25 protein-coding genes are annotated in these 22,318 nt (G+C 68.6%); 10 read left to right on the top strand and 15 right to left on the bottom strand.

What is annotated here, in order from left to right; all coding sequences use genetic code 11:
- Positions 1-639: 639 nt before the first annotated feature.
- Positions 640-1,287 (bottom strand): TetR/AcrR family transcriptional regulator, encoded by a 648-nt coding sequence (locus ACTXG6_RS09010; RefSeq protein ID WP_445187297.1) that lies wholly within the window; start codon positions 1,285-1,287, stop codon positions 640-642.
- 72 nt (positions 1,288-1,359) lie between these two features.
- Here ACTXG6_RS09010 and ACTXG6_RS09015 point away from each other — a divergent pair, with 72 nt between their 5' ends.
- Entirely contained in the window at positions 1,360-1,737 is a 378-nt protein-coding gene (locus tag ACTXG6_RS09015; protein ID WP_445187298.1) for a hypothetical protein, read from the top strand.
- 344 nt (positions 1,738-2,081) lie between these two features.
- On the opposite strand, the gene ACTXG6_RS09020 is transcribed toward ACTXG6_RS09015, so the two are convergent.
- The 4 genes from ACTXG6_RS09020 to ACTXG6_RS09035 all read right to left on the bottom strand — a co-directional run bounded on the left by ACTXG6_RS09020 (position 2,082) and on the right by ACTXG6_RS09035 (position 4,928).
- Complete coding sequence (locus tag ACTXG6_RS09020) at positions 2,082-2,429, bottom strand: cupin domain-containing protein (RefSeq protein ID WP_445187299.1); 348 nt, start codon at positions 2,427-2,429, stop codon at positions 2,082-2,084.
- A 353-nt stretch (positions 2,430-2,782) separates the two neighbouring features.
- The gene (locus ACTXG6_RS09025) at positions 2,783-3,433 is read right to left on the bottom strand and encodes a hemerythrin domain-containing protein (protein ID WP_445187300.1); all 651 of its coding nucleotides are present in this window, start codon (positions 3,431-3,433) and stop codon (positions 2,783-2,785) included.
- Positions 3,430-4,299 (bottom strand): SDR family oxidoreductase, encoded by an 870-nt coding sequence (locus tag ACTXG6_RS09030; RefSeq protein WP_445187301.1) that lies wholly within the window; start codon positions 4,297-4,299, stop codon positions 3,430-3,432. The genes ACTXG6_RS09025 and ACTXG6_RS09030 overlap by 4 nt, the downstream gene beginning before the upstream one ends.
- Before the next feature lie 215 nt (positions 4,300-4,514).
- The gene (locus ACTXG6_RS09035; protein ID WP_445187302.1) at positions 4,515-4,928 is read right to left on the bottom strand and encodes a MarR family winged helix-turn-helix transcriptional regulator; all 414 of its coding nucleotides are present in this window, start codon (positions 4,926-4,928) and stop codon (positions 4,515-4,517) included.
- A gap of 308 nt (positions 4,929-5,236) precedes the next feature.
- Between ACTXG6_RS09035 and ACTXG6_RS09040 the strand changes: the two genes are divergently transcribed.
- On the top strand, positions 5,237-6,013 hold the full coding sequence (locus ACTXG6_RS09040) for an SDR family NAD(P)-dependent oxidoreductase (protein WP_445187303.1): 777 nt from the start codon (positions 5,237-5,239) through the stop codon (positions 6,011-6,013).
- A 427-nt stretch (positions 6,014-6,440) separates the two neighbouring features.
- Positions 6,441-6,611: a hypothetical protein gene (locus ACTXG6_RS09045; RefSeq protein ID WP_445187304.1), complete on the top strand. Its 171-nt coding sequence runs from the start codon at positions 6,441-6,443 to the stop codon at positions 6,609-6,611.
- Here ACTXG6_RS09045 and ACTXG6_RS09050 read toward each other — a convergent pair.
- Positions 6,549-7,070 carry a polyketide cyclase gene (locus ACTXG6_RS09050; protein WP_445187305.1) on the bottom strand — a complete coding sequence of 174 codons (522 nt, stop codon included), beginning with the start codon at positions 7,068-7,070 and terminating at the stop codon, positions 6,549-6,551. The genes ACTXG6_RS09045 and ACTXG6_RS09050 overlap by 63 nt on opposite strands.
- A 326-nt stretch (positions 7,071-7,396) precedes the next feature.
- On the opposite strand from ACTXG6_RS09050, the gene ACTXG6_RS09055 reads away from it, so the two are divergent.
- The 4 genes from ACTXG6_RS09055 (at position 7,397) to ACTXG6_RS09070 (ending at position 11,228) form a co-directional block, all read left to right on the top strand.
- Positions 7,397-8,221, top strand: coding sequence for an inositol monophosphatase family protein (locus ACTXG6_RS09055; RefSeq protein ID WP_445187306.1), 825 nt, complete (start codon positions 7,397-7,399; stop codon positions 8,219-8,221).
- Between the two features lie 156 nt (positions 8,222-8,377).
- A complete protein-coding gene (locus tag ACTXG6_RS09060) occupies positions 8,378-9,298 on the top strand; it encodes a cyclase family protein (RefSeq protein WP_445187307.1) in 921 nt (306 codons plus the stop codon).
- A 346-nt stretch (positions 9,299-9,644) separates the two neighbouring features.
- Positions 9,645-10,823 (top strand): amidohydrolase family protein, encoded by a 1,179-nt coding sequence (locus ACTXG6_RS09065; protein WP_445187308.1) that lies wholly within the window; start codon positions 9,645-9,647, stop codon positions 10,821-10,823.
- A 171-nt stretch (positions 10,824-10,994) separates the two neighbouring features.
- The gene (locus tag ACTXG6_RS09070) at positions 10,995-11,228 is read left to right on the top strand and encodes a hypothetical protein (protein ID WP_445187309.1); all 234 of its coding nucleotides are present in this window, start codon (positions 10,995-10,997) and stop codon (positions 11,226-11,228) included.
- An 82-nt stretch (positions 11,229-11,310) separates the two neighbouring features.
- Here the strand turns inward: ACTXG6_RS09070 and ACTXG6_RS09075 are convergent, their stop codons facing one another.
- Positions 11,311-11,958 (bottom strand): TetR/AcrR family transcriptional regulator, encoded by a 648-nt coding sequence (locus ACTXG6_RS09075; protein WP_445187310.1) that lies wholly within the window; start codon positions 11,956-11,958, stop codon positions 11,311-11,313.
- 68 nt (positions 11,959-12,026) lie between these two features.
- Here ACTXG6_RS09075 and ACTXG6_RS09080 point away from each other — a divergent pair, with 68 nt between their 5' ends.
- From ACTXG6_RS09080 to ACTXG6_RS09090, 3 genes are all read left to right on the top strand, one after another.
- The gene (locus tag ACTXG6_RS09080; protein ID WP_445187311.1) at positions 12,027-12,905 is read left to right on the top strand and encodes a hypothetical protein; all 879 of its coding nucleotides are present in this window, start codon (positions 12,027-12,029) and stop codon (positions 12,903-12,905) included.
- 280 nt (positions 12,906-13,185) lie between these two features.
- Complete coding sequence (locus tag ACTXG6_RS09085) at positions 13,186-13,740, top strand: hypothetical protein (RefSeq protein WP_445187312.1); 555 nt, start codon at positions 13,186-13,188, stop codon at positions 13,738-13,740.
- Positions 13,741-13,935: 195 nt separating this feature from the next.
- Complete coding sequence (locus ACTXG6_RS09090; RefSeq protein WP_445187313.1) at positions 13,936-14,250, top strand: DUF3303 domain-containing protein; 315 nt, start codon at positions 13,936-13,938, stop codon at positions 14,248-14,250.
- A 98-nt stretch (positions 14,251-14,348) separates the two neighbouring features.
- Here ACTXG6_RS09090 and ACTXG6_RS09095 read toward each other — a convergent pair whose 3' ends face one another.
- The 8 genes from ACTXG6_RS09095 to ACTXG6_RS09130 all read right to left on the bottom strand — a co-directional run bounded on the left by ACTXG6_RS09095 (position 14,349) and on the right by ACTXG6_RS09130 (position 22,315).
- Positions 14,349-15,185, bottom strand: coding sequence for an alpha/beta hydrolase (locus ACTXG6_RS09095; RefSeq protein WP_445187314.1), 837 nt, complete (start codon positions 15,183-15,185; stop codon positions 14,349-14,351).
- A gap of 407 nt (positions 15,186-15,592) precedes the next feature.
- A complete protein-coding gene (locus ACTXG6_RS09100) occupies positions 15,593-16,315 on the bottom strand; it encodes a type 1 glutamine amidotransferase (RefSeq protein WP_445187315.1) in 723 nt (240 codons plus the stop codon).
- On the bottom strand, positions 16,300-17,151 hold the full coding sequence (locus ACTXG6_RS09105; protein WP_445187316.1) for a polysaccharide deacetylase family protein: 852 nt from the start codon (positions 17,149-17,151) through the stop codon (positions 16,300-16,302). The genes ACTXG6_RS09100 and ACTXG6_RS09105 overlap by 16 nt, the downstream gene beginning before the upstream one ends.
- On the bottom strand, positions 17,148-18,242 hold the full coding sequence (locus ACTXG6_RS09110; RefSeq protein WP_445187317.1) for a glycosyltransferase: 1,095 nt from the start codon (positions 18,240-18,242) through the stop codon (positions 17,148-17,150). The genes ACTXG6_RS09105 and ACTXG6_RS09110 overlap by 4 nt, the downstream gene beginning before the upstream one ends.
- Before the next feature lie 124 nt (positions 18,243-18,366).
- Positions 18,367-18,990: a phosphatase PAP2 family protein gene (locus ACTXG6_RS09115; protein WP_445187318.1), complete on the bottom strand. Its 624-nt coding sequence runs from the start codon at positions 18,988-18,990 to the stop codon at positions 18,367-18,369.
- Between the two features lie 58 nt (positions 18,991-19,048).
- Positions 19,049-20,320 carry a COG4705 family protein gene (locus tag ACTXG6_RS09120; protein WP_445187319.1) on the bottom strand — a complete coding sequence of 424 codons (1,272 nt, stop codon included), beginning with the start codon at positions 20,318-20,320 and terminating at the stop codon, positions 19,049-19,051.
- Positions 20,321-20,595: 275 nt separating this feature from the next.
- A complete protein-coding gene (locus ACTXG6_RS09125) occupies positions 20,596-21,219 on the bottom strand; it encodes a DedA family protein (RefSeq protein ID WP_445189958.1) in 624 nt (207 codons plus the stop codon).
- A 34-nt stretch (positions 21,220-21,253) separates the two neighbouring features.
- Complete coding sequence (locus ACTXG6_RS09130; protein ID WP_445187320.1) at positions 21,254-22,315, bottom strand: phosphodiester glycosidase family protein; 1,062 nt, start codon at positions 22,313-22,315, stop codon at positions 21,254-21,256.
- Positions 22,316-22,318: the final 3 nt, after the last annotated feature.

Raw genomic sequence — 22,318 nt, forward strand, 5'->3', positions numbered from 1 at the left:
CGTTAAGGAAGCAGGGTCAGCGCGGGCGTGTGTTTGGGCCTGACGATGCTGAAACGCCGTCGGTCGAGGGTGCCGTTGTTCCATTATCTCACCGTAGCTATGGCCAGAATCTGAGCGTCTCATGCGTGCCACCCTCGTCCCAAGCCGTCACCCACGACAGACCTGCGACCAGCCGAAACCCTCGCTAACGCCGGATTTCGGTCAAAAACCCTCTCTGCCCGGGGACAACGTGAAACCGGCGTCGGGAGAGGAAAGGCGACCTCGCAGGCTTGCTTGCGGTCATGCCGTGGGAGTCGCTGCCACTCGCTGTCGCAGTGGTCGGCATCGGATTTGGCGGGGTCGCCAGCCGTGGCGACGTCATTGCGTGGCTTGGGCGGCTCGGCGAGTCCCTTGACGAGCTGCTTGCTCGAGACAAACCTCCGCGTGTGTGACGACAAGGCATTTGCCGTGGCGACCCTTCGAGGAGCGGTGCCGCGCCCAGGACGGTGGCCGAGGGCATCCACATCCGTCCCGGGCGGGGTACGGGCTTGCGGTGTGGCGGCATCGTGTGCGGACAGCCGTAGATACAGAAGGGCCGGGTCCTCGCTCGCTGAGCCGGGACGTCCACCGCGCCGGGCGTGGTCTGGTCGCTTCCGGTTATCAAGTCGTACGGGTCTGCAGCAGGGCGGCGGTCATGGTCGCGGCGTGCCAGCGTTCGAACGCGTGATGGCTCCAGCCGCGCTCGTCTACCAGGCGTCGGTAGTTCGCGGGCTGGATCTGCAGCCACAGCATGTCGGCGGCGGCATGGTGCGGTAGGTCGTGGCGCAGTGATCCTGTCGCGGCTGCCGCAGCGACGACGCCACGGGCGCACTCGAGCAGCTCTTGCTGGCTCGATTCCAGCAGTTGCGCCAATTCAGGGTCACTCCCGGCGGATTGCTCGAGCACGAGTTGCAGCGGCCCGAGCCGCCGCGAAATGGCGGCGGTGAAGGCGGCGAACCGCTCGAGCAGCCGGTGCGCGTCCGGAATCGCCAGGAGTTGCTGGAAGCCTTCGTCGTTGGCGGTAAGGCGCCCGCCCGTGGCTGCCCGCTGGCGGGCGAGCGCGAACAGCTGGGCCTTGTTGCCGACCCCGAAGACGGTCGGGCGCGAGACGCCGGCGCGGACGGCTAGCTGCTCGATCGTCGCAGCGGTGTAGCCCACCTCGACGAACACCTCGCCGGCGGCCGCTATGACGGCCTCGCGAGTGCGGCGGGCGGCCTCCTCGCGCATCGGCGAGCGATACGTGCGCTGGGTCCGTTTGACGCTTGCCATCTAGATTTGGCTATACTCTCGATCAAGTTAATTTACTTGGGGTCAATCTGATTTTACGAGTAGGAGGCGGACATGTCGACGCCAGAGGTTCTCAAGTCGGCGGTTCTCACGCAGTGGCGGGTTCTGGGCTTCGGCAAGCACCCGGAGATCGGTGCGGCGGTCCAGGAACGCCTGCGGGAGGCCGGCCTGGCCGCCACCATCGTGGTCCTCACCGACGACGAGGCCGGCGACGCCCGGCTGATCAAGGAGTTGGGCGAGGTCGAGTACGACGGCGTGGTGATCGGCAGCTTCATCAGCGGCCAGGATCCTCAGCTTCCCCCCACCGAGGAGACAACCCTCTGGTTCAACCGGGTGCTCAATATCATCCACGCCCACGCGCCGACCGCCCAGATCATCCTGGTCCGCAACCCCGGTGACGCGCTGCCCGCGATCAGCCGCGTACTCGGCTGAGCCAGGATGGACAGCGGATGAACCTCCCCTCACCGGCCGCGCAAACGTGCCGCTCCACATCACCGGCTCCGTCTGACTGGCGACACCGTGAGTAGGACGACGCCACCATGACCACGAAGCACGCGCCGACATGACCACGGCGAACGACGCCAGGGTCCTCATTTTCAGAGTCGGGCAACACTTGCTGAGGAATTGGGGCACAGATGGTGCAGGAATCGGCTCCCGATGGTTACTTTGACCACCACTCACTCGGGTTGTCTTCTGACGTCGCCGAGACCGACATCGCGGACATGTGCGTGTCGTGAAAGCGCCCTTCGTCTCGGCCGGAGCGCCGGTACCGAGAGTCAGATTCCGATCGGAGTGAGGCTGACCCGCGACGGTTCGAGCGCTTCGATGGAGTGCGCAAGTGCATTCGGCAAGTACAAGAGCCCGCCGGGACGAAGGTCGAAGGTCTGCTCGGCCGCAGTGACGCGGACCTTGCCGTCGAGGGCTTGCAGCAGGAGCGGGTGGTGGCTGCGGTGTTCTCTCATGTGTTGCCCGCGTCCGAACGCCAGCACGATGACTCTGGCCCCGCCGACGCTGAGCACGGTGTGATGTCCGAGCTTGCCCGGCTCGATCGGCGCCGTGGCGAGTACGTCTTCGATGTGGGTGACTCGGTCGTCTTGGGTGAGGGTGACTTCGTCGTCGCTCATGGGAGAATTGTGGCGGACGTCGGAGGAGCCACAACCACGATGAGCTCAGCGGTGGCCATCTCGGCGGCCACGTCGGCTGACTGCCAGCTCCGAGGGTTAGCGATTCATCGCGCCGCATCCAGCGACCTGCGCATTTTAGAGGCGTAGCTCAGCTGTTGGCCGCCGAAACACTTCTGGCATGACGGCTGGCATGACGAGGCCTTTTCTCCCAGGGTCGAGCTCAAGCCACCCTGAACCTCGCCGGTCCCCATGGTGATCTTGTTCAGTTGGGGTTCGTCTGCGTACGCGCTGGCCTATTGAGTGTCCGGCGCCCTGCGTGGGGGCGTTCTGTTGGTGTCGGGTCGCGAGATGGGTCAGCCGCGGATCGCGGTGGTTTCGCGGGTGAACTGGCGGTGGCCGATCAGCTTGTAGGCCAAACGAGCTGGGGCCGGCACGACCTGCATGAACCTCTGCCGTTCCGCGTCATCGGTTTCCTCGGTGATGTGGCCCAGGATGACCAGCCGCCGCGTGACCGGAATCGCGCTCATGCCGTGCTTGCCGAGCGCGTCCCATTCGCTTTGCGTCAGTGTGACCGAGACGATCGGGAGCAGCTTCTGCTCCTCCTGCGCCAGGTGATCGATCAATGTCGGCATCGTGGCGTCGATGAGGGCCGCCATCTGCTCGCCGGCGGCGGCGTCCGCGCTCGCTGTCCACGCCGGCAGCTCCGCGCCGACGGCCGCGACGGCGTCGTTGATCTGCGCGTGCTGCGCATCCATCCGGTCCATCAGGTCCGGGTCGAGCGCGGCTCGCTCGCGCAGCAGGGGAAAGAGCAGCTCGTCCTCGCCGGTGTGGTGCGTGTGGAGGAAGTGCAACATCTCCCGGGCGTGCGCGCCGATGGCCTTGGATCGCGCACGGTCATGGGTCGCGGAGCGGAACAGTCGGGGGAGCTGACCGAACTCGCGCCGGATGACGCGGTGGATCAGAACCATCTCGTGGGTATCGACGCTGGGTCCGGAGGTGCTCACCGCGACTCTTCGATGGTCGCCGCGTTCTGGACGGCTTCGTGCGCCGTGGTTGCTGGCCGGCCGATGAGCTTCACCAGGTCGTCTCTAGCGGTAAACAACTCTCCGCGAGCCAGGCCGGCATCGGCGTCGGCGACGGCGGCGGCCATCTCTGGCGGCAGCCCCGCAGCGATCAGGGCGCCCGTGTAGTCAGCGACCGACATGTCCTGGTAGGCGATGTGGGTGCCGAGGACGTCGCTGATCGTGGCGGCGAGTTCGGTCAGGGTGAACGGCGTTCCGCCGAGCTCGTAGGTCGCTCCGAGGTGCCCGTCCTGCGTCAGCACCGCGACGGCGGCGGCCGCGTAGTCGCGTCGGCTGGCCGCGCTGACGAGACCGTCCTGCGCGCTGCCCAACAATGCGTGGTACCGGGTGATCATCGGGAGCTGGTCGGTGTAGTTCTCCACGTACCATCCGTTGCGCAGAATGACGAACGCCGAACCGCTGTCACGCAGGTAGTCCTCGGTGCGGCGATGTTCGTCAGCGAGCGTCATTTGCGCGGTCGAGGCGTTGACGATGCTGGTGTACACGATCCGGGACACACCCGCTCGGGCCGCCGCGTCGATGGCGTTGCGGGCGTTGTCGAACCGCTCCCCGACCGTCGTCGTCGAGACCAGCAGCATCGCGTCGGCGCCCACGAAAGCGTCGTCGAGGGTGCTCGGGTTGGCGAAGTCCGCGCGCCGCACCGTGACCCCAACGCGCGTGAGGTCGGCGAGTTTGTCGATGTCTCGGCCGGTGGCCACAACCTGAGCTGGCGGCGTTCCGGTGGCGAGGAGTTGTTGTACGACGAGCCGACCTAGGCGGCCTGATGCGCCGGTGATGACAGTGGACACGGTGTTGCCTCTCGATCAGGGAGTGCGGCGTGAGCGAATGCCGTCGGTGCTGTGCGGGCGGGATCGCTCAGATGCCGATGAAGTCGTCAGAGACATTGACTAAACTAGTCAATGACTCTGATGATGTCAAGGCGGAGTGGAAGCCTGCTGGCGCCCGCTGGCCGCGGCGGCTCGGGGCGAACGGGATCGGGGCGGACGGCTCGGCGCGGCCGGGTTTACCGCGCGTAGGGGTCGGTGATCTCGCGGAGTTGATCCAGGATCTGGTGCAACAACGTGAAGTTGCGGGTGCCCAGGTAGGCCTTCCACTCCGAGAGGATCTCGGCCGATGTAGCGATGGCCAGCTCAGCGGCTCGGCGGCCACGTTGCTCGATCACGATCAGCCGGGCGCGCCCATCGGTTGGGTCGGGGACCCGGCGGACATAGCCCAAGCGTTCCAGTTGATCGACCAGCACGCCGGCGCTCTGCTTGCTCATTTGCGCCTGGTCAGCGAGGTCCGTGAGGCGCGAACCGTCCGGGTTGATGCGTTGAAACACCCGGCACTGGGCGAGGGTCCAGTCGTCGAACCCGGCATCCTGGAGGGCCCGGAAAATCCGATCCTCCATGTACCGGTACGGGATGAACAACGCCACCCCTAGATCCACCCGCTGCGCGTCGTTCATACCGTTCTCGACTCCATCGCCCACCCGCCCCCATGAGGAACACACCCTACGTCGCTACCGCCGCACCAGATCACCGCCGACACGACCGCCAGGCCGTCTCCGCGGCGCTGCGCCTACCGCGGCCCACCCGGCATCCGCCGATGCCCGTCAGTGGTGCCGGACCTGTTGCCATTAGCGCCACTCTATGACTACATTCGTCAATGTAGCTGACTAATTGACGTCCACGACCTCCGCACATCCAGCGCTACGACACAGACAGAGAGAACAGAGGGAGCACCATGACATCGACACCGACCCTGGCGGGCAAGCGAGCCCTGGTCACCGGAGGCAGCCGGGGAATCGGCGCCGCGATCGTGCGGCGCCTGGCCTCCCAGGGAGCTACCGTCGCGGTGAACTATCGATCCGATCGGGCCGCCGCCGATGCGCTCGTCGGCGAACTGACCGACCAGGGGTGTGCCGCGTCGGCCTTCCCCGGCGACGTCAGCGACGCGGCGCAGACCCACGAACTCGTCGGCGCGGTGGTATCGGAGTTCGGCGGCTTGGATCTGTTGGTCAGCAACGCCGGGGTCGAGCACTTCGGAGCGCTGGAAACCATCACCCAGGCCGACTTCGATCGCCTCTTTCAGACCAACGTAGCCGGACAACTGTTCGTCACCCAGGCCGCGGTCGCCGCGATGACCGACGGCGGCCGGATCGTGCTCAGCTCCTCGGTCAGTGTGCGCCTAGCGGTCTATCACCACGCCCTGTACGCGGCTAGCAAAGCCGCCATCTCGGCCATGGTGCGTAATCTGGCTCCCGAACTGGCCGAGCGGAACATCGCCATCAACGCGATCGCCCCCGGCGCCACCGCCACCCGCATGGCAACCCGCTACAGCGCCAACTACACCCCCCCTGCACTCGCCGATGTACCGTTTGACGCGCTCATCCGCTCGATGAGCGCACTCGGTCGGTTGGCCCAACCTGCCGAAATCGCCGCCGTGGTCGCGTTTCTGCTCTCCCCAGATGCGTCTTATATCACCGGCGCAACCATCGAAGCCGACGGCGGCTGGAGCTAACACGGCCATGGCGCCCACGAAATCACCCTCTTCTTTGGATTCAGGGATGACCACATGTGACTCAGCGGCACCTGCGTTGGTGAGTAAGGGCCGGTGGCCAGATCGAGGCTAAGTGTCCGGTTGGGGATCCGTTCTCGGATTGACGGTTCGGCGCTGAAGTGGGCACGGCGGCCACGGCCGCTCGGCAACCGCTTCACCGGAGCGGGCCGACCCACTCTCCGGAGGTGCGCCATGGCCGCGCTTCTCGTCGGCTATGCGCGCTGCTCGCCCGACCAGCAGGATCTCACCGCTCAGCGAGATGGCCTGATCGGCCTGGGCGTCGCGCCCAACCGCATCTACGTCGACCACGGATTGACCGGCACCAACCGGAGAGCACCCCGGGCTGCGAGAAGCGCTCGCGGCCTGCCGGGACGGCGACACCCTGGTAGTGACCAAGCTAGACCGGCTGGCCCGATCCCTGCCAGATGCCCGGGCCATTGCCGACGAGCTGACCGCACGGCATGTCTCGCTCAGCTTGGGCGGCTCGCACCGGCGATCACCGACGGTCGGTGCCCTCCTGGTGTCGATGGCTCTCGACGAGTTGCTTGAAGTTCAGTAACTGCCGTCGAGCCATGATCAGATCTCCGATGGAGAGCCCGAGGGCCACCCAGCGGTTGGTCCGCATGACGATCTTGAGCAGCAGACGTGTCGTGTCGTGACCCTGAGGCACGAGGACATAGGACATGAAGGCGCCCATTATGCGGCCCGTGAGCTGATTCTCCGGATCGATGGAGACGATCTGGCCCCACTCGCGCCCGCCAGCGGTGGTGAACCTTTCTCCGACTTGAGGCTCGGGAAGGCCCACCAGTTCGCGAGGTGAGTGGCGGCCAAGGTTGTCGACCCAGTCGTACGAGTAGGGCGCAACCCTCACTTGCGCGACCCAGGGCCACACCGCTTCGACAGACGCCTCGATACTCACGCCCCGCCACGCCTGCAACGCGGGTGAGGTGACGAAGTCGTCGCACGGGTATGAGCGCAAGATCTCGCTCTCGCTCACGCCCCACCGGTCACCGATCATGCATCCATCGTCCACCACGGGGTGTGTCGGAGCACGGGGTTCGACTCTCCGAGGCGGCTCCACGGAAGCGCCAGGTCAGAGATCTGACCCCGTATCTGTGGCCCAGGCAGCTGATCACCTTCTGGCATGAGTCTTGGCATGTCGGGTCGTGTCGGGCTTACCTTTGCGCCATGGCGACGCCCGGGGCCGGGAGTGCAACAGCCCTGCTGTGATCCCAGTCGAGCTGAGCGGCGCCAGGGCCTGGGTCCCCACCAACGGTGACCCGTCGGAGTTCGCCGCTACCCCGCGCCGGGCGGCGATCGCCGCGATCCGGCAGGCTGGGCGCAATGGATATCGAGTTTGTCGACGACGTGCTCGGCGCGGTCGCCAGGGCCGAGCTGATGCCGCGATTCGGGCGCCTGGCCGCGTCGGAGGTGTTCAGCAAGTCGTCGGCCTTCGACGTGGTGTCGGTCGCGGACCGGGCCGCCGAGCAGGCCATCACCCGCGCGGTGTTGGCGCGCTATCCCGAAGCGGTCGTGATCGGTGAGGAGGCCGCCGACGCCGAGCCGGCGATCCTGCGCCAGCTGGAGACGGCCGAGCTCGCCCTGGTGGTCGACCCGCTGGACGGCACCAAGAACTTCGTCTCCGGCCTGCCGCTGTTCGCCGTGATGGCCGCGGTGCTGCGCGCCGGGCGGGTGGTCGCCGGCGTGATCCACGACCCGGTGACCGACACCTCGGCCGTGGCCGTCGAGGGCGGCGGCGCGTGGCTGCGCCGGGGCGGGGTGACGGAGCGCCGGCTGCGGGTCGCCGCGCCGGCCCCGGTGGCCGAGATGGAGGCCGTCGCCGGCACCCAGTTCGTCGCCGAACCGCTGCGTGGCGTGCTGGCCGCCAACCTGGGCCGGCTGGGCAGCCACACCTGGCTGCGCTGCGCCGGCCACGAGTACCGGATGGCCGCCGCCGGCCACTGCCACCTGCTCACCTACCACCGGCTGATGCCGTGGGACCACGCGCCGGGCTGGCTGCTGCACCGGGAGGCCGGCGGCTACAGCGCGCACTTCGACGGCACGCCGTTCCAGGTCGGCCGGATGTCCGGTGGCCTGATGTGCGCGCCGGACGAGGCCTCCTGGCACGCCGCCCGCGACGCGCTGTTCGAGGCCCACCCGGCCGGCTGAGAGCCGCCGGGGCGAACCGCGCGGGACTGTCCGGGCGGGCGATCGAGCATGTCAAAGGAGAGGTCGGGATAGCCTGCCCGCGGTGCCTCGAACCGCGTGACCGGAGGAAGCGATGCTGGGATGACGGCAGGGCGACCGGTGCCCACACAGGACGACGTGCTCGGGTACTTCAACACGCTGTCGAACTGGGGACGGTGGGGCGACCACGACGAGCTGGGCACTCTGAACCACATCACCGACGACGTCCGGCTGGCGGCGGCGCGGGCCGTGCGCCACGGCAGGAGCGTGTCGTGCGCTTGGGAGGTTGCCGTACCGCAAGACATGGAGCGGTCGACGACGACGTGCCCGTGCGCCGCCGACATGCCGGGCGCCGAGGACATGCCAGTGGCCGCGTTCCACAACGACCGGCGTTGGGGCTTCTCGTCCGAGCAGCTCGGCATTACGTTCCACGGCAACACCGTCACCCACGTCGACTCGCCGTGCCACATCTTCTGGGACGGCACGATGTACAACGGGCGGTCGCATTCGCTGGTGGATGCCGCAACGGGATCGGCGTGGGCGGCCGTCACGGCGGCGGCGAACGGGATCATCACGCGTGGTGTGCTGCTCGACATTACGAAGGTCCGCGATGTGCCGTGGTTGGAACCGGGGCAGGGTGTGTTTCCCGACGATCTCGAGGAGGCCGAGCGTCGCCAGGGGGTGCGGGTGCGATCCGGCGATGCGGTACTCCTGCGGACCGGCTATGGCCGCGTCCGGCACGAGGCCGGTGAGGCCAGCGGTTTCACGCAGGCCGGCTGGCACGTGTCCTGCCTGCCGTGGCTGCATGAACGGGGGGTCGCGCTGATCGGCGCTGACACCCCCCAGGACGTTCAGCCGTCGGGGTACGAGGACGTGTTGATGCCGGTTCACGCCGTGGGCCTCGTCGCGATGGGTCTGTGGCTGCTCGACAACTGCGACCTGGAGGCGTGCGCGACGACGGCTGCCGAGCTCGGCCAGTGGGACTTCCATCTCGCGGTCGCGCCGGTCCGCTTCGCCGGTACGTCCGGCAGCCCGGTCAACCCGATCGCCACATTCTGACCGCGGTCCACGAGGGGATGCGATGCCATGAAGGACCCGGCCCGCAGCCTGAACGCGGTCGTGGTCGGTGAGGACACGAGCTCACCTCGACCGTCGAGTTCATCGAAACCGCCTCCGGGCGCTCGACCCAGTCACCGCTGCCCGCGCTGCGCTAGGAATTCCGGGCACGGCCGGGCTCAACGACTCTGCTCGGTCACGCACGAGAAGGGCGGCGGAAGCCGATGAGCGCGCAACCCGAACCCGATGACGTCATCGACGGCCCTGGTATCCGGGTGGAGTCGCCGGGCTGTGGTCGGATAGGCGACGCCGCGTGCGCGGGTGCGCCGAGTACTTCGCCGGAGCGAGCATGATCGCTATCGAGAGCGACGCGGTGTTCGACGGAGAGCGCTTCCTGCCCGACGGCGCGGTCGTGATCGTGGAAGGCCGGCAGGTTCGCTCGGTGAACTCAAGGGCCACCGAGCTCCCGGGCGGGTGCGAGGTGCTTCGGTTCCCGGGCACAACGCTGCTGCCCGGGCTGATCGACATGCACGTCCATTTGTGTTGCGACAGCGGCGCGGGCGCACTCGACCGGATCCCGGAGTTCAGCGACGCCGGGCTGGTGACGGTCATCGAGAACGCGCTCGCCGCGCACCTGAGGTCTGGGGTGACCACCGTGCGTGACCTGGGGGACCGGGAATGGGCCGTGATCGACTGGCGTGACCGCAACCGGGACAGCGCCTTTCCGACCGTTCTTGGCAGCGGGCCGCCGATCACCAGCCCGCACGGGCACTGCGCCAACATGGGAGGCGAGGCGCGCGGGGTCGAGCAGCTGCGGCGCGCGGTGGGCGAGCGCGCCGAGCGGGGCGCCGACATCGTGAAGATCATGGCTAGCGGCGGAGCCAACACACCGGGAACCGATCCGGCCGGGGTGCAGTTCGGCGTCGAGGAGATCCGGGCGGTCGTGGAGGAGTCCCACGCGCGCGGCCTCGGGGTGACCGCGCACGCCCATTCCCTTGCTGCGATCAAGAATGCCGTTGCGGCCGGGGTCGACGGCATCGAGCACTGCACGTTCGTCACAGCCGATGGCATCGACGTCGCGGGCTCCGTCGTCGCGGATCTCGTCGCGTCCGCCACGACGGTGTGTCCGACGCTCGGAACAGTACCCGGTGCGACACCTCCGCCCGGTGTGCTCGAGATGATGCGGAAGACCGGGCTCAGCCTCGAACAACGGGGCCAGACGGTCGCCGGCCTGCACGGCGCCGGGGTCCGCATCGTGTCCGGTTCCGACGGTGGGATCTCGGTCGGCAAGCCGCACGGAATCATGCCCGAAGCGGTGATCAGCCTCGTTGACGGCGGTGTATCGCCGGCAGAGGCACTCGCCACCGCGACCTCCTTGGCGGCCGCGGCGTGCGGGCTGGGCGATCGCAAGGGTCGCGTGGGCGCGGGATACGACGCCGACCTGCTGGTCGTCCAGGGTGACTCGCAAGTCGGTGTCACAGCCCTGCGCGATGTCCGAGCGGTCTTCCTGCACGGCATCCGCGCTTGAGGACCTCGGGCCGACCGAGTGCGCCGCATCGCCGCCGGCGGCCCCGTTGGCGCAATTCCCGCGGACCACTAGTCTAGGGTTGCGAAGATCATCATCCCGGCCTTCCCGACGTTCGTCGCCCAGTTCCTGGGAATCGCCCTGGCCACACTGCGAGACACCGGTCAGCAGCCGGTGTACCCGCGCTGGACGGCCTACTTCAACGTCTGGGCCGCCGTGTTGTTCCTGCCGGGCGGCCTCGCCTACTTCTTCCGGACCGGGCCGTTCGCCTGGAACGGCGTGTTCGCGTTCTGGGTCGCCGCGAGCACGTTCTTCCTCTGGCTGCTGGTGATGACCTGGCTGACGATCGCCGCGATCGACACCGAGCCGAGCACCGGCCAACCAGGGCCCGCGGCGGCCCGGGGCTGACCACCGCATACCGGCTGACCGGTCTCACCGTCGAGAGCAGGAGGACATCCCTGCCCACCATGGCCCGCCCGTCGCAGCCCCGTTAGTCGCGGTGGGCGATGCCGTGCAGGAGCATTTGGGTAAGCTCCTCGATCTGCCGGGTCTTGCTCGGCCGGCGTTCGTATCCGGGGAAGAGCCAGTCGTCGAGCAGCACGATCGACATCACGGCCCCCGCCGCGACCGCGACCGTCATCGGGGGATCCAGGCTCTTGTACTCCCGCGCCTGTCCGTGGTCCAGCAGCACGCGACGCATGATCCGCAACCCGTCGGCGAGAGCCTGGCTGACGTCCACGGCGATCCGATCGAGTACCCGGTCCCCACCCTGTACCCGCGCCGCGATCAGGGTCCCCAGCAGGTTGCGATGCTCCTGCACCACGGCGTAGAAGCCTTTCACGAACGAGCTCGTGATCACCTCGGGGTCGCTCGACTTCGGCGGGCGGCGGTCCCAGTCCGCCGCCCAGTTGGTGATGAACTCCGTGAAGGGCTTGAGGATCGCCTCCTGGAACAGCTCCGCCTTGGTGCCGAAGTTCCGGAAGATCACCGGCTCACCCACGCCGGCCTCGACGGCGATCTGCTTCGTTGTCGTGCCGTGGTAGCCCTGCTCGGTGAACAGCTGGTGAGCGGCCTTGAGTACCAGCTCCCGAACCTCATTCGGTCCACGACGGACGTGCTTGCGCTCAACGGGCTCCACCTGGTGAGGATAGCGGCCAGGTCTCCAGCAGCGGTACTTACTTCTATCGATAGTGGCACTTGCGATAGATGGCCAAGCCCGCCTACCCTCCCGGCGTGAGGTCGGTCACCTCTGCAGCTCACCGGGAGGATCGAATGATCAAGCAGATGGAGATGAACACGAGGGTTGCGAAGGCCTTCGTGTGGTCCGCGATCGTGCTTGTCGCCGGTTTGATCGTGGCGCAGGGATTCCTGATGCACTTCGTCCCGGGAATCGACCCCAGCTTCAGTGCCGAGCAGGTCCGGCAACACTTCATCGACCGCAGGTTCGAGATCCAGATCGGATCGATCCTGCAGATCATCTCGTGGAGCTTCTGGGCCACCTGGGGCATCGTGATCACGGTGTTCATCCGCAAGATGGAACGCGGCTATCCATTCCTGACCTACGCCTCCATCGCTCTGGTGGGCGGCGGGTCGGTGTTCTTCCTGTTGATCCCCATGACCTGGGCGGTGTGCGCGTTCAGGGCCCCGGAGATGGCGCCACAGATCATCCAGTTCGCCAACGACTGGGTGTGGTTCGACTGGCTGTTCACCTGGCCGCCGTTCTCCATCTGGTTCTTCGTCATTGCCGCCGCGATCTTCAACGACCACAACGTGCCCACCATCTACCCGCGCTGGGTCGCCTACCTCAACGTGTGGTGCGGCATGCTGATCTTCCCGGCCGCACTGATCGCGTTCTTCCACAAAGGACCGTTCGCCTACAACGGCATCGGCGCGTTCTGGTTCCCGGTGGTCATGTTCTTCGGCGAGATCGTCGTCATGATCGTCGTCTCGATGCGTGTCATCAACGAGCAGGCAGCCAAGCTGCAGGCCGAAGCCGAAGCCGAAGCCGAAGCCGAAGCCGAAGCTGAAGCCGAAGCCGGCGAGGCGACACCCACCAACGCTCCGACGCCAGTCGCCGGCGCCTGACCTGCATTGCGATCTCTCGGCGACGAACCACCGCTACGTCGAGTCGTGGAAGCAGGGTTCGAGGACATGACGACAGAGCAGGCGCACACGACCACGGAGCCGGTTGAACAGGTGACGGAGGGCCGCAGCGTGGGCGGTCACCCGGGTGATGATCGCGTATTCCGGTGCCGCCGTGGGTAGTGCGCGTCCTACATTCTGACGACGATGTCCCGGTTGCCGTGCCGGTACCGTTTCCACCCTCGAATATTTCGCGAGACGAGCGCACGGGGCAGGAAACGTCATGGCTGACGATGCCGGACTTCTTCGGGACCGGGTAAAGCTGGCTCGCCTGTCCGGCGATATGAAAGTTTATCGGGTCGCCGACAAGTTATGGGAAGAATGCGCGAGCGGCCGCGTACGAGGAGATGAGAGCGAGCTGTTTTTGCTCTTCAGGCAGATCGAGAGGTCTCTCGGCCGGATTGTCGACGAGCGTGACTTCCTGGCTCGTGCTGTGCGCGATCTGGGCGAGAAGGAAATCGACGCTCGCTTATTCGTCAACCCTGATCGGCGCTTCACCGACGATGATCTGGCCCGCCTACGGACGATCGTGACCGTCCGCGGCAGCGTCACCGAGACATTGGTCAGTTTCGTCGAGGCCCTTCCGGTGATGTTCTCCGACCGGATGCGGGAGATCAGGTCAGAGTACGAGCGGATCCGCACCGGGGACGAATCGCTGTTCGCTCACGCGGCGGCTCACTCGTGTTGCGGCGCAGCCGGTGTGGGCCTGTTGTTTGGCCTGTTCGGGGGGCCGTTGGAGATGGCGGCCTCCGGCGCGGAGGCGATCGCCTGCTGTTGAGCGAGGCCGGCCACCGGCCCGGCGTGCTGACTCGACATAGCGACCAATCGCCTCCCAGAACCGCTGCCGATGCTCCTGCCGCGCCGCCGGCGGTCGACCACGCGACGCCGCATCGCAGGCCTGCCCGTCCGTGCCTGGATAGCCCGTCCAAACAACAGTCGTTCGGGGGATTTCAACTCATCGAGGAGTCGGCTAATGAAGTATGTGATCAGCTGGTTCGAACGTCCGCAGGGTTCGCCCATCGAGTACGAGAATGCCCAGAAGCGAATCCTTGAGGTATTCGGACAATGGGAGGCGCCCGACAATTTCGAGATCGAGTTCTTCGTGATACGAGTCGGCGAGTGGGGAGGGCACATGCTGATGGAATGTGACGATCCCGTGGCCATTCACAAATTTTGTTCGATGCTTCCGGCTTTCGTATTCGAGGTGCGACCCGTCATTAAGGTTGAGGAAGCCGTCCGCGGCGAACTCGAGGTCATTGCCTGGCGGGATGGGCTGAAACCCAAGTGATTTTGCGACGCCCCTCTCGCGCGACGTCACTTGCCACGTTCGTGGAGGCTCAGTCGCCAGGACTCCCACCGTGTCGTTGTGGCGACCTGGCAACCGGACTAGAGGCCGGTGCGGTCGAGCCAGTCGTTCATGTCGTCCTGGAACTGGGGGGCGGTGCGGGCGAACGCGACCGCGTGACCGGCGTCGGGCACCGCACGCACGGTTACCTTTTTGCTGTGTGTGTAGGTTGCCGCCTGCGGCCTGGGGTTGGAGAAGAGCTGATCCTGGGCTCCGGCCAGCAACAGAACCGGCACGTCGATCAGGCTGTTGCGGGCGGCGTTCCCGGCGAGGGCCTGGACGGCGTTGCGGGTGCCGGCGCAGGCGTCCTGTGTCCGCCACTTGACCAGGTCATTGGCGATATCGCTGTCGACGTTGTGGATGTGGTCGGCGCGGAACTGCTGCGCGTCGGCCTCGAGCGCCGCGTAACCGCTGGATGAGCGGGCGTCCAGCAGCCCGACGAGATTCTTCGGCGAGGCCAGGCACCGCACCTGCTGCTCCCCGGCCCGCTCCAACGCCAGCGGGGTGATGTTGAGCTCGCCCGAGTCGAGCACCCCGAGCGCGTCGATGTCATGGAAGCCCGCGGCTTCCTGTTCCACGATCAGCCCACTCGCTGAATGCCCGACCAGACCGACCTTGTCAAAGCGTGGGCTCCTGTCACCGGTGTAGGAGCCGTTCCGTAGCTGCCCGACGATCTGGTGCAGCACGTCTGCTTCGACGCCGAAGCAGATGCTGTTGCCGTTCGGCTTGTCGCTGTCACCGTAGCCAAGTCGGTCGATGGTGACCGACACATGACCGCGACGCGCCATCTGCTCGACGTAGTTGTAATGCTCATCGCCGGGGTAGCGCCAGAAGTACTCGCCGTAGCCGTCGCCGTGGGAGTACAGCGTGCCGTCCACGTCGTTCCGATCGAGCTCGGACCTGGGCCCGGTCAGATGCCCGCGCACCACCGCCTGCTTGCCGTCGGGGGTGTCCGCACAGGGCACGCCGGAGTGGTTTCTGGTAACAACGTGGAACGCCACCGGCACGGAGCTGACCTCGCTACCAGAGCCCGGGTCCGCGGCCGCTGTACCGCTGATCGCCAACGAGACAGCCGCCGCGATCACAGCGCCCAACCCCACGCGAACCCATCGCGATGGCAACACTGCCTGAACCTTCAACCACATACCCGCTCAACTGGTTGCGCGCGACCACGTCACGGCTTCTGCCGCAAAGTAGCCAAGTGGGTATCCGCAATTACCCAGCGTGAACGCCGTCGAACCTTCAGATGGTCCGGACAATCTTCTGGCTGGACACCCACGGTCGGTCAGTCCGGGCCGGCCTTGAGGTAGCGGCGGCGCTGTTGTGCCTGGTCGGGTAGTTCGAGCGGGGCCAGGGTGGTGCCGGTGGCCCTGGCCAGGATGTGGTCGGCGAGCGCGGGGTTGCGGGCCAGTACGGGGCCGTGCAGGTAGGTGCCGATGATGCGGCCGGTCGACACGCCCTCGGTGCGGTGCCGGGTCCACCGGTCGCCGTTGCCGACCCCGGAGACGACGCGGCCGAGCGGTGCGGCGTCGGGCCCGAGCGTGGTGGCGCCGAGGTGGTTCTCGAAGCCGGACAGCAGCCCGACGCCGGGGATGGTGCAGCGGCTGACCACCTCCCCGGTCGCCCTGCGCCGCCGTGGCCGGGTGGTTACGTCCAGCAGCTCGGCGCCCGGGTGCAGCTGTCCCGCCCGGTCGGTGACCGTGCGGCCGAGGATCTGCAGGCCCGCACAGACGGCCAGCGTGGTCGCCGACCGCTCCAGTGCCCGACACAGCGCACGATGCTCCCGCAGCCAGGTCGCGGCGAATAGCTGGGCGGTGTCCTCGCCGCCGCCGAGCAGGTAGATGTCGCACTCGGTTGGCGGTGGGGTGCGCGCATCGCAGTGGACCACCCGCGCCGCGATCCCGCGCCGGTGCAGCCGCTGGTGCAGCACGACCGCGTTCCCGGTGTCGGAGTAGGTGCCGAGTACGTCGGGCAACAGCAGCCCGATCGTGATCACCGAGTCGGCCACTCCGGCACCTCTCCCAGCGGGCCCGCGCGCGTGCCCTCCTGCTCGCCCGACGGGCCCACTCGCGGGGTGGCGATGCCGTGCTCGCCCAGTGGACCCACGCGCAGGCCGCGCCGCGCGCAGTGGTCGAGCAGTCTCGGCAGCGCGCCGAGGGTCGCCCGCCAGGCGTCCGGGGCGGCCTGCCCGGCCGGGCAGTCGTGCAGCAGCACGGTGGCCCCGTCGGCGAGGTCACGGCTGGCCAGGTGGAACACGGACTCGGCCGACGCGTGGCCGGTCCAGTCGCGGCCCCAGTGCGTCCACAGCACGGGGGTGAGGCCGAGCCGCCGGGCCTCGCGCAGCGCGGTGAGCGTGGCCACGCCGTAGGTCGGCCGGTACCAGCGCGGTAGGGAGCCCGTGCGGTCCGCGATCACCTCGCGCGCCCTGGCCAGCTCGGCGCGGGTGGCCCGGGGACCGCGCCGGGCCAGACACCGGTGGTCCCAACCGTGCACCCCGACCTCGTGACCCGCGTCGACCAGCTCGCGGGCGAGCGCCGGCCAGCGGGCCACCGACTCACCGAGCAGGAAGAACGTGGCCCGGACCCGCCTCTCGCGGAGCGCGGCGAGGAACGCGGGCGTCGAGCGGGGGTCGGGCCCGTCGTCGAACGTGAGTGCTACGTGCCGCCGGTCGCCGACCCCGGACAGCGCCGGCGCGAGGCGGCGGCGCACCGGGCCGATCGCGGCCACGGCGGGCGCGAGCTGCGCCGCCGCCAGGGCGCCACCCAGCGCCAGGCCCACTGCCGCCAGGCCTGCACCTGACGCCAGGCCCGTCGCCGCCGCGCCCGCCCGGCGGTCGTCGTTCATGCCGGCGGCTCGACCGCGAGCGCGGCGATCACCGCGGCGGGGTCCGGGGCGGCCAGCAGCGAGGCGGCGGCGGAGCGCTGCACGTCGGTGAGCTCGTCGGCGAGCGCGGCTCCGAGCAGTCGGTGCAGCTCGCCGACGTCCCGGGCGTGCGCCACCAGGCCGGAGAGGTCCAGCGCGGCGACGTTGGTCTGGCCGTGGCCGGGGATGCACCGGTACGTGATCACCGGCACCCCGGCGGCGAGTGCCTCCTGGCAGCTCAGGCCGCCGGCGTTGTGCACCACGACATCGGCCGCGTGCAGCAGCGTCGGCATGTCGTCCACCCAGCGCAGCTGGATGCACCGGCCGCCCCGGGCCAGTCTCCGGTGCAGCCCGCCGTTCTTGCCACAGACCACGACGGGCAGCACGGCGCCGGCGGCGGCCACCTCGTCCACCGTGCGCTCGACCTTGCCGACTGCCCACGAGCCGGCCAGCACGAGCGCCAGCTTCCCGTCGGTCGGCAGGCCGAACCGGGCGCGGGCCGCGGCGACCTCGGCGGGTGAGCGCGCCGGCCGGAAACCGGGCGCGATGGCGGGGGCGGTGACGTGCACTCCCGGGGCACCGAGCGCATCGGCCTGGTCGGCGGTGACCTTGTGCATGGCCAGGTGCGCGTCGACCCCGCCGCTGACCCACAGCGAGTGCACCGACATGTCGCACAGGAACGTCGCCACCGGGGTCGTCAGCGTGCCGTTCCGGCGCAGTTGCCCGAGCACCTGGCTGGCCAGCGGATAGGTGGAGACCACGGCTCGGCAGCCCGTGCCGAGTGCGGTCACCATCCGGGGGCGCGCCAGGTTCGCCAGCCGGGCGGCGGCGGCGGACAGGCGCCGATGCCGGTCCAGCGCGGTGTACAGCAACTCCCAGGAGCTGGGTGCGACCGCCAGCTCGAGCGCGTACGCCCGACGCAGCGCGGCACCGAGCACGCCCGGCAGCAGGTCGAGGAAGTCCACCAGCTCGATCTGGAACCCGCGCTCGCGCAGCCGCCGGGCGAGCTCTGTCGCGACTCCGTCGTGCCCCGCGCCGACGCTGGCGGAGACGATCACGATCCGGTTCCGCACCTGCCGTAGCCCCGTTATGACTCCCCCCAAGAACGAGTTCGACCATTAAACACGCTGGTTAGCGAGGTGTCGCCACTTTCTACTGGTCGGACTGTCGACGATCGAGCGGCTGAGGGCATCCTGGTCAGCTCGCTGTCGGATGTTCCGCGGCCAACCGCGTGCGCACCGGCGCGGTGGTCAGCAGCGGCCGTAACGGACCCGCCTCCAGCACTGTGACCAGCTTGGTCAGTACGCCGGAGGCCACTCGGAAGCCGACGAGGGCGACAGCGGCGCCGAGCAGCAGCCCGGCCAGCACGTCCTGCGGGAAGTGCGCGCCGACGTAGACCCTGGCGACCGCCATCAGCACCGCGGCCAGCGCGGACCCGGCCCCGAGGCGCCGACTGACCAGGAACAGCCCGGCGGTCACCGAGCCGGCCATGACCGCGTGGTCGCTGGGGAACGACGGGTCCGTGCTGTGCTGGGCCAACACCAGAATGTGCGGGTAGAGGGTGTCGGGACGGGGTTCACCGACCAGCGCGGCGACCGGCTGGTTGATCGCCAGGGCCAGCAGCATGCCGGCCGGTGCCCACAGCGCGGCGGCTATCGCCGGCACGCTCGCGCTCCGCCGGGCCAGCCACCAGCCGCCGAGCAGCAGCGCGGCGAACAGCACCACGCCGTAGCTGGCGTAGGCCAGCACCACCGGCTGCAGCCACCCCGTGGCGCGGGCCAGTTCGTTGATCGTCAGGAACAGTGCGGTATCGGGATTCATGGGTCCTCACGGTTGCCCGAACAGCCTCGATGGCGGGGGTCTGCTGCCGGCCTCTGGCTCAGCGGAGCGCACCGAGCAGCGCGGTGAGCGCGGCCTTCTCGCTGGCCGGCTTCGGGCTCGTCGCCCGGAGCTCGCGCAGGACCGTGTCGATCTTGCTGTCGATGGCGGTCCAGGCCGCCTTGTCCTTCGGCTTCAGCCGTGCCTCGGCGTTGTCCCACTCGGTTTCGAGGTCGTCGACGCGGGTCGTTGCGCCGGACTGATCGCCGGTGGTCAGCAGCCGCAGGGTGTCCTGGGTGATCGTGCGGAACGCCGAGAGGTCACCCAGTGGCGACGGTGCCGCCGCGGGTTGCGCGCCGGGGGCCGCCGGGGTCGGCTGGTCCCCGCCAGGCATCGATTCGACGGCTGCGGCCGGTTCCGGGGTGCCCGCCCGGAGCGCGGACGTGCGCACCGAGTAGCCGACCCCACCGGCGACCAGCACCAGCGCCAGGACAGCGACGGTCTGCCACAGGCCGCCGCGTTCGTTGGTGGCGGCCGCGTCGAGCACAGGGTCGTCCGCATCGGCCGCGATGACGTCGGCCTTGCTGATCGAGAGGTAGGCGACGATGCCCAGAATGCCGACCACGAAGATGAGGCTCGTGACCGTCGCGCCGAGCCCCAGTCCGCCCTGGTGGGTGGACTGCGACAGGTAGTCACCGATCGACGCGCCGAGCGGGCGGGTCAGGATGTAGATGAACCAGAAGGCCAGCACCGAGTGGAGCCCGAACCGCCAGCCGAACGCGGCCAGGGCGATCAGCGCGGCCACGATGGCCCCGGTGACCAGGTAGCCGAGCCCGAGAACCTCGGCCATGAGGTCGCCGGTCGCCGTGCCGAGGGCGAACGTGAACAGGATCGCGAGCCAGTAGAACGCCTCGCGCCGCCTGGTCACGATGGAGTGGATGGACAGCGTCCGCTCGGCGCGGTACCAGACGAGGAAGGTGATCGCGAGCAGCCCGCCGAAGATCAGCGTGCTCGCCTCGAGCGGCACGCCCATGCTGTCGGTGAGGTTGTCGGTGACCAGGGTGCCGAAGACGCTCACCAGCGCGACCGCCAGCCAGTACCTGCTCGGCACGTACCGGTCGGCGCGGAATTGGAAGATCATCGCGACGATCAGCAGCACGCCGGTGACGAGTGAGGTGCCGGTCAGGCCGAAGTTCAGGTTGACGTTCAGGAAGTCGGCGGCCGACTCGCCGACGGTCGTGCACAGCACCTTGACGATCCAGAAGTACAGGGTGACCTCTGGGACCTTGTTCAGGAGCTGGCGGCTCGGGGCGAGGGCGTGGTGTGCAGTCATAGGACTCTCTCTGGTTCGGTGGCCGCGTCGGCGGTTCGGGTGGCCGGGGTCCACCCGTGGCACAGGGCCGATGCGGACACGGCGGGGCCGACCGAACGCGCCCGCCATCGACAGAGCACCGTGGCCGAGGGCGGTTCCGGGAGGCGAATGGGGAGCCGGGCCATGACAATTCGGACGCTAGAGGCCGACGGGTTAGCCACCGGCTCACCAAAGGCAAGCGCAAAGCAAACTTCCGTCACCCATCCGACTCGACATTGGCTGCGGACTGACACAGCTCAGACCCGCCCGGCCCGGCGGGCGCGGGCGATCTCGAGCGCGACCGGGATCAGTGAGAGGACGACGATCGCCGAGATCGCGGGCAACAGGTAGCGGTCGACGTTGGGGACGCTGGCCCCGAGGGCGTGGCCGGCGAGTATCAGGCCCACGGTCCAGAGCAGTCCGCCGACGGTCTGCCAGAGGGCGAACGTGCGGGACGGGACGCCGAGCGCGCCGGCCACCGGGCTCAGTACGGTGCGCACCACCGGGATGAACCGTGCGATCACCACCGCGCGCCGGTGGCCGTAGTGCTCCAGCAGACCGGCGGCCCTGGTCATCGCGGCGACTGTGCGTGGCCCCCGGCGCGGGCTGTGCAGGGCGGCGGCCGCGCGCCGGCCCAACAGATAACCCAGTTGGGCACCGAGCAGTGCTCCGGCGGCCGCCGCCAGCATGACGCCCGGCAGCGGCAGGCTGACCGCGCCAGTGGTGGAGGTCAGCAGTCCGGCGGTGAACAGCAGTGAGTCGCCGGGCAGGAAGACCCCGATCAGCAGGCCGGTCTCGGCGAAGAGCACTGCGAAGATGCCGATGATGCCGAAGCTGTCGATCAGCGATCTGGAGTCCAGCAGGTTGAGGGCGAGCAGCATGTGTTGCACGGTCGAGGTCCTATCGGGCGGGGTCCTATCGGGCGGGGTCCGGACGCAGGGTCACCGCGACGAAGTCGCGTTGGTCGGGTTCGAGGTAGCGGGTGGGCGGCCCGGGCATGGCAGGCAGCAGCGGAGTGGGCACCGGAGCTCCGTCAGGGCCGGGCCGGTAGGTGAGCAGGTCCACCATCCGGGGGTGGATGTCCAGCTCCATGCCGCGGACCACGCCCGCGGTGGCCAGCGCCCGTGCCAGGCTGGTTAGGGTGAGTTGGTTGCCGCCGGCGTAGTAGAGGTTGCCGGCCGCGTCGACGCCGACCCCGGAGCGCCAGGTGTACTGCAGTTGGTTGCGGGCGCTGCCCCACCGACCGCGCGCGTTGACCTGGAGCCCGGGTACCGGCGCACCGTTGTCGACGATGAGCTCCAGGTTCTGTCGCACCGCGGCGATGTCCGGGCCGAGGCGGGCATCGCGCCCCCACATCCCGACGGACATCTGCCCGGTGCGGTCGATGACCAGTGACGCGGCCCCGTCCCGGAGCTGACGGACGTGCCGGCCGTCGGCGTAGAAGCCACCGTGCGCGCTCACCATCTTGAATCCGGAGTTGAACGCAGCCACCAGCCCGGCCCGGTCCGCGGCGGGAACCTGGCCGCCCTCCGGCCACGACTGCGCGTCCGGCTCCTTGGTCCCCGCGATGAGCCGCCCCCGGACGAGACGGCGGTCGAAGCGGGCGATCCCGGCGATGACGCTGGGGTGCGCCGCATCGGGTCGGATGAACGTGGTGAACAGGGCGGGCGCACCGCCTACGGCCTGTCGGCCGGTGCTCCACACGCCCTCGCCGGGCACCGGGGGTGCCATCGGCAGGGCGGGCAACGCGGACACCACACCCGGAGCCGGCGGCGTACCGGTGCGCGGGAGCAGCCCGGGGTCGGGCGCGGGGCCAGTGGGGGCGTGCCGGGTGAACCACCAGTTCTCCACCGCGTCGACGATCGGCGCCCCGCCGCTGTCCCGGATCCATTCCACGGTGCGCACGCCGACGCCGGCGTTGCCGGGATAGGTCAGTGCCCGCAGGTAGGAGACGGTCGGGCCGATCAGCAGAAGCACTGT

This window comes from Pseudonocardia sp. Cha107L01 (assembly GCF_052566575.1).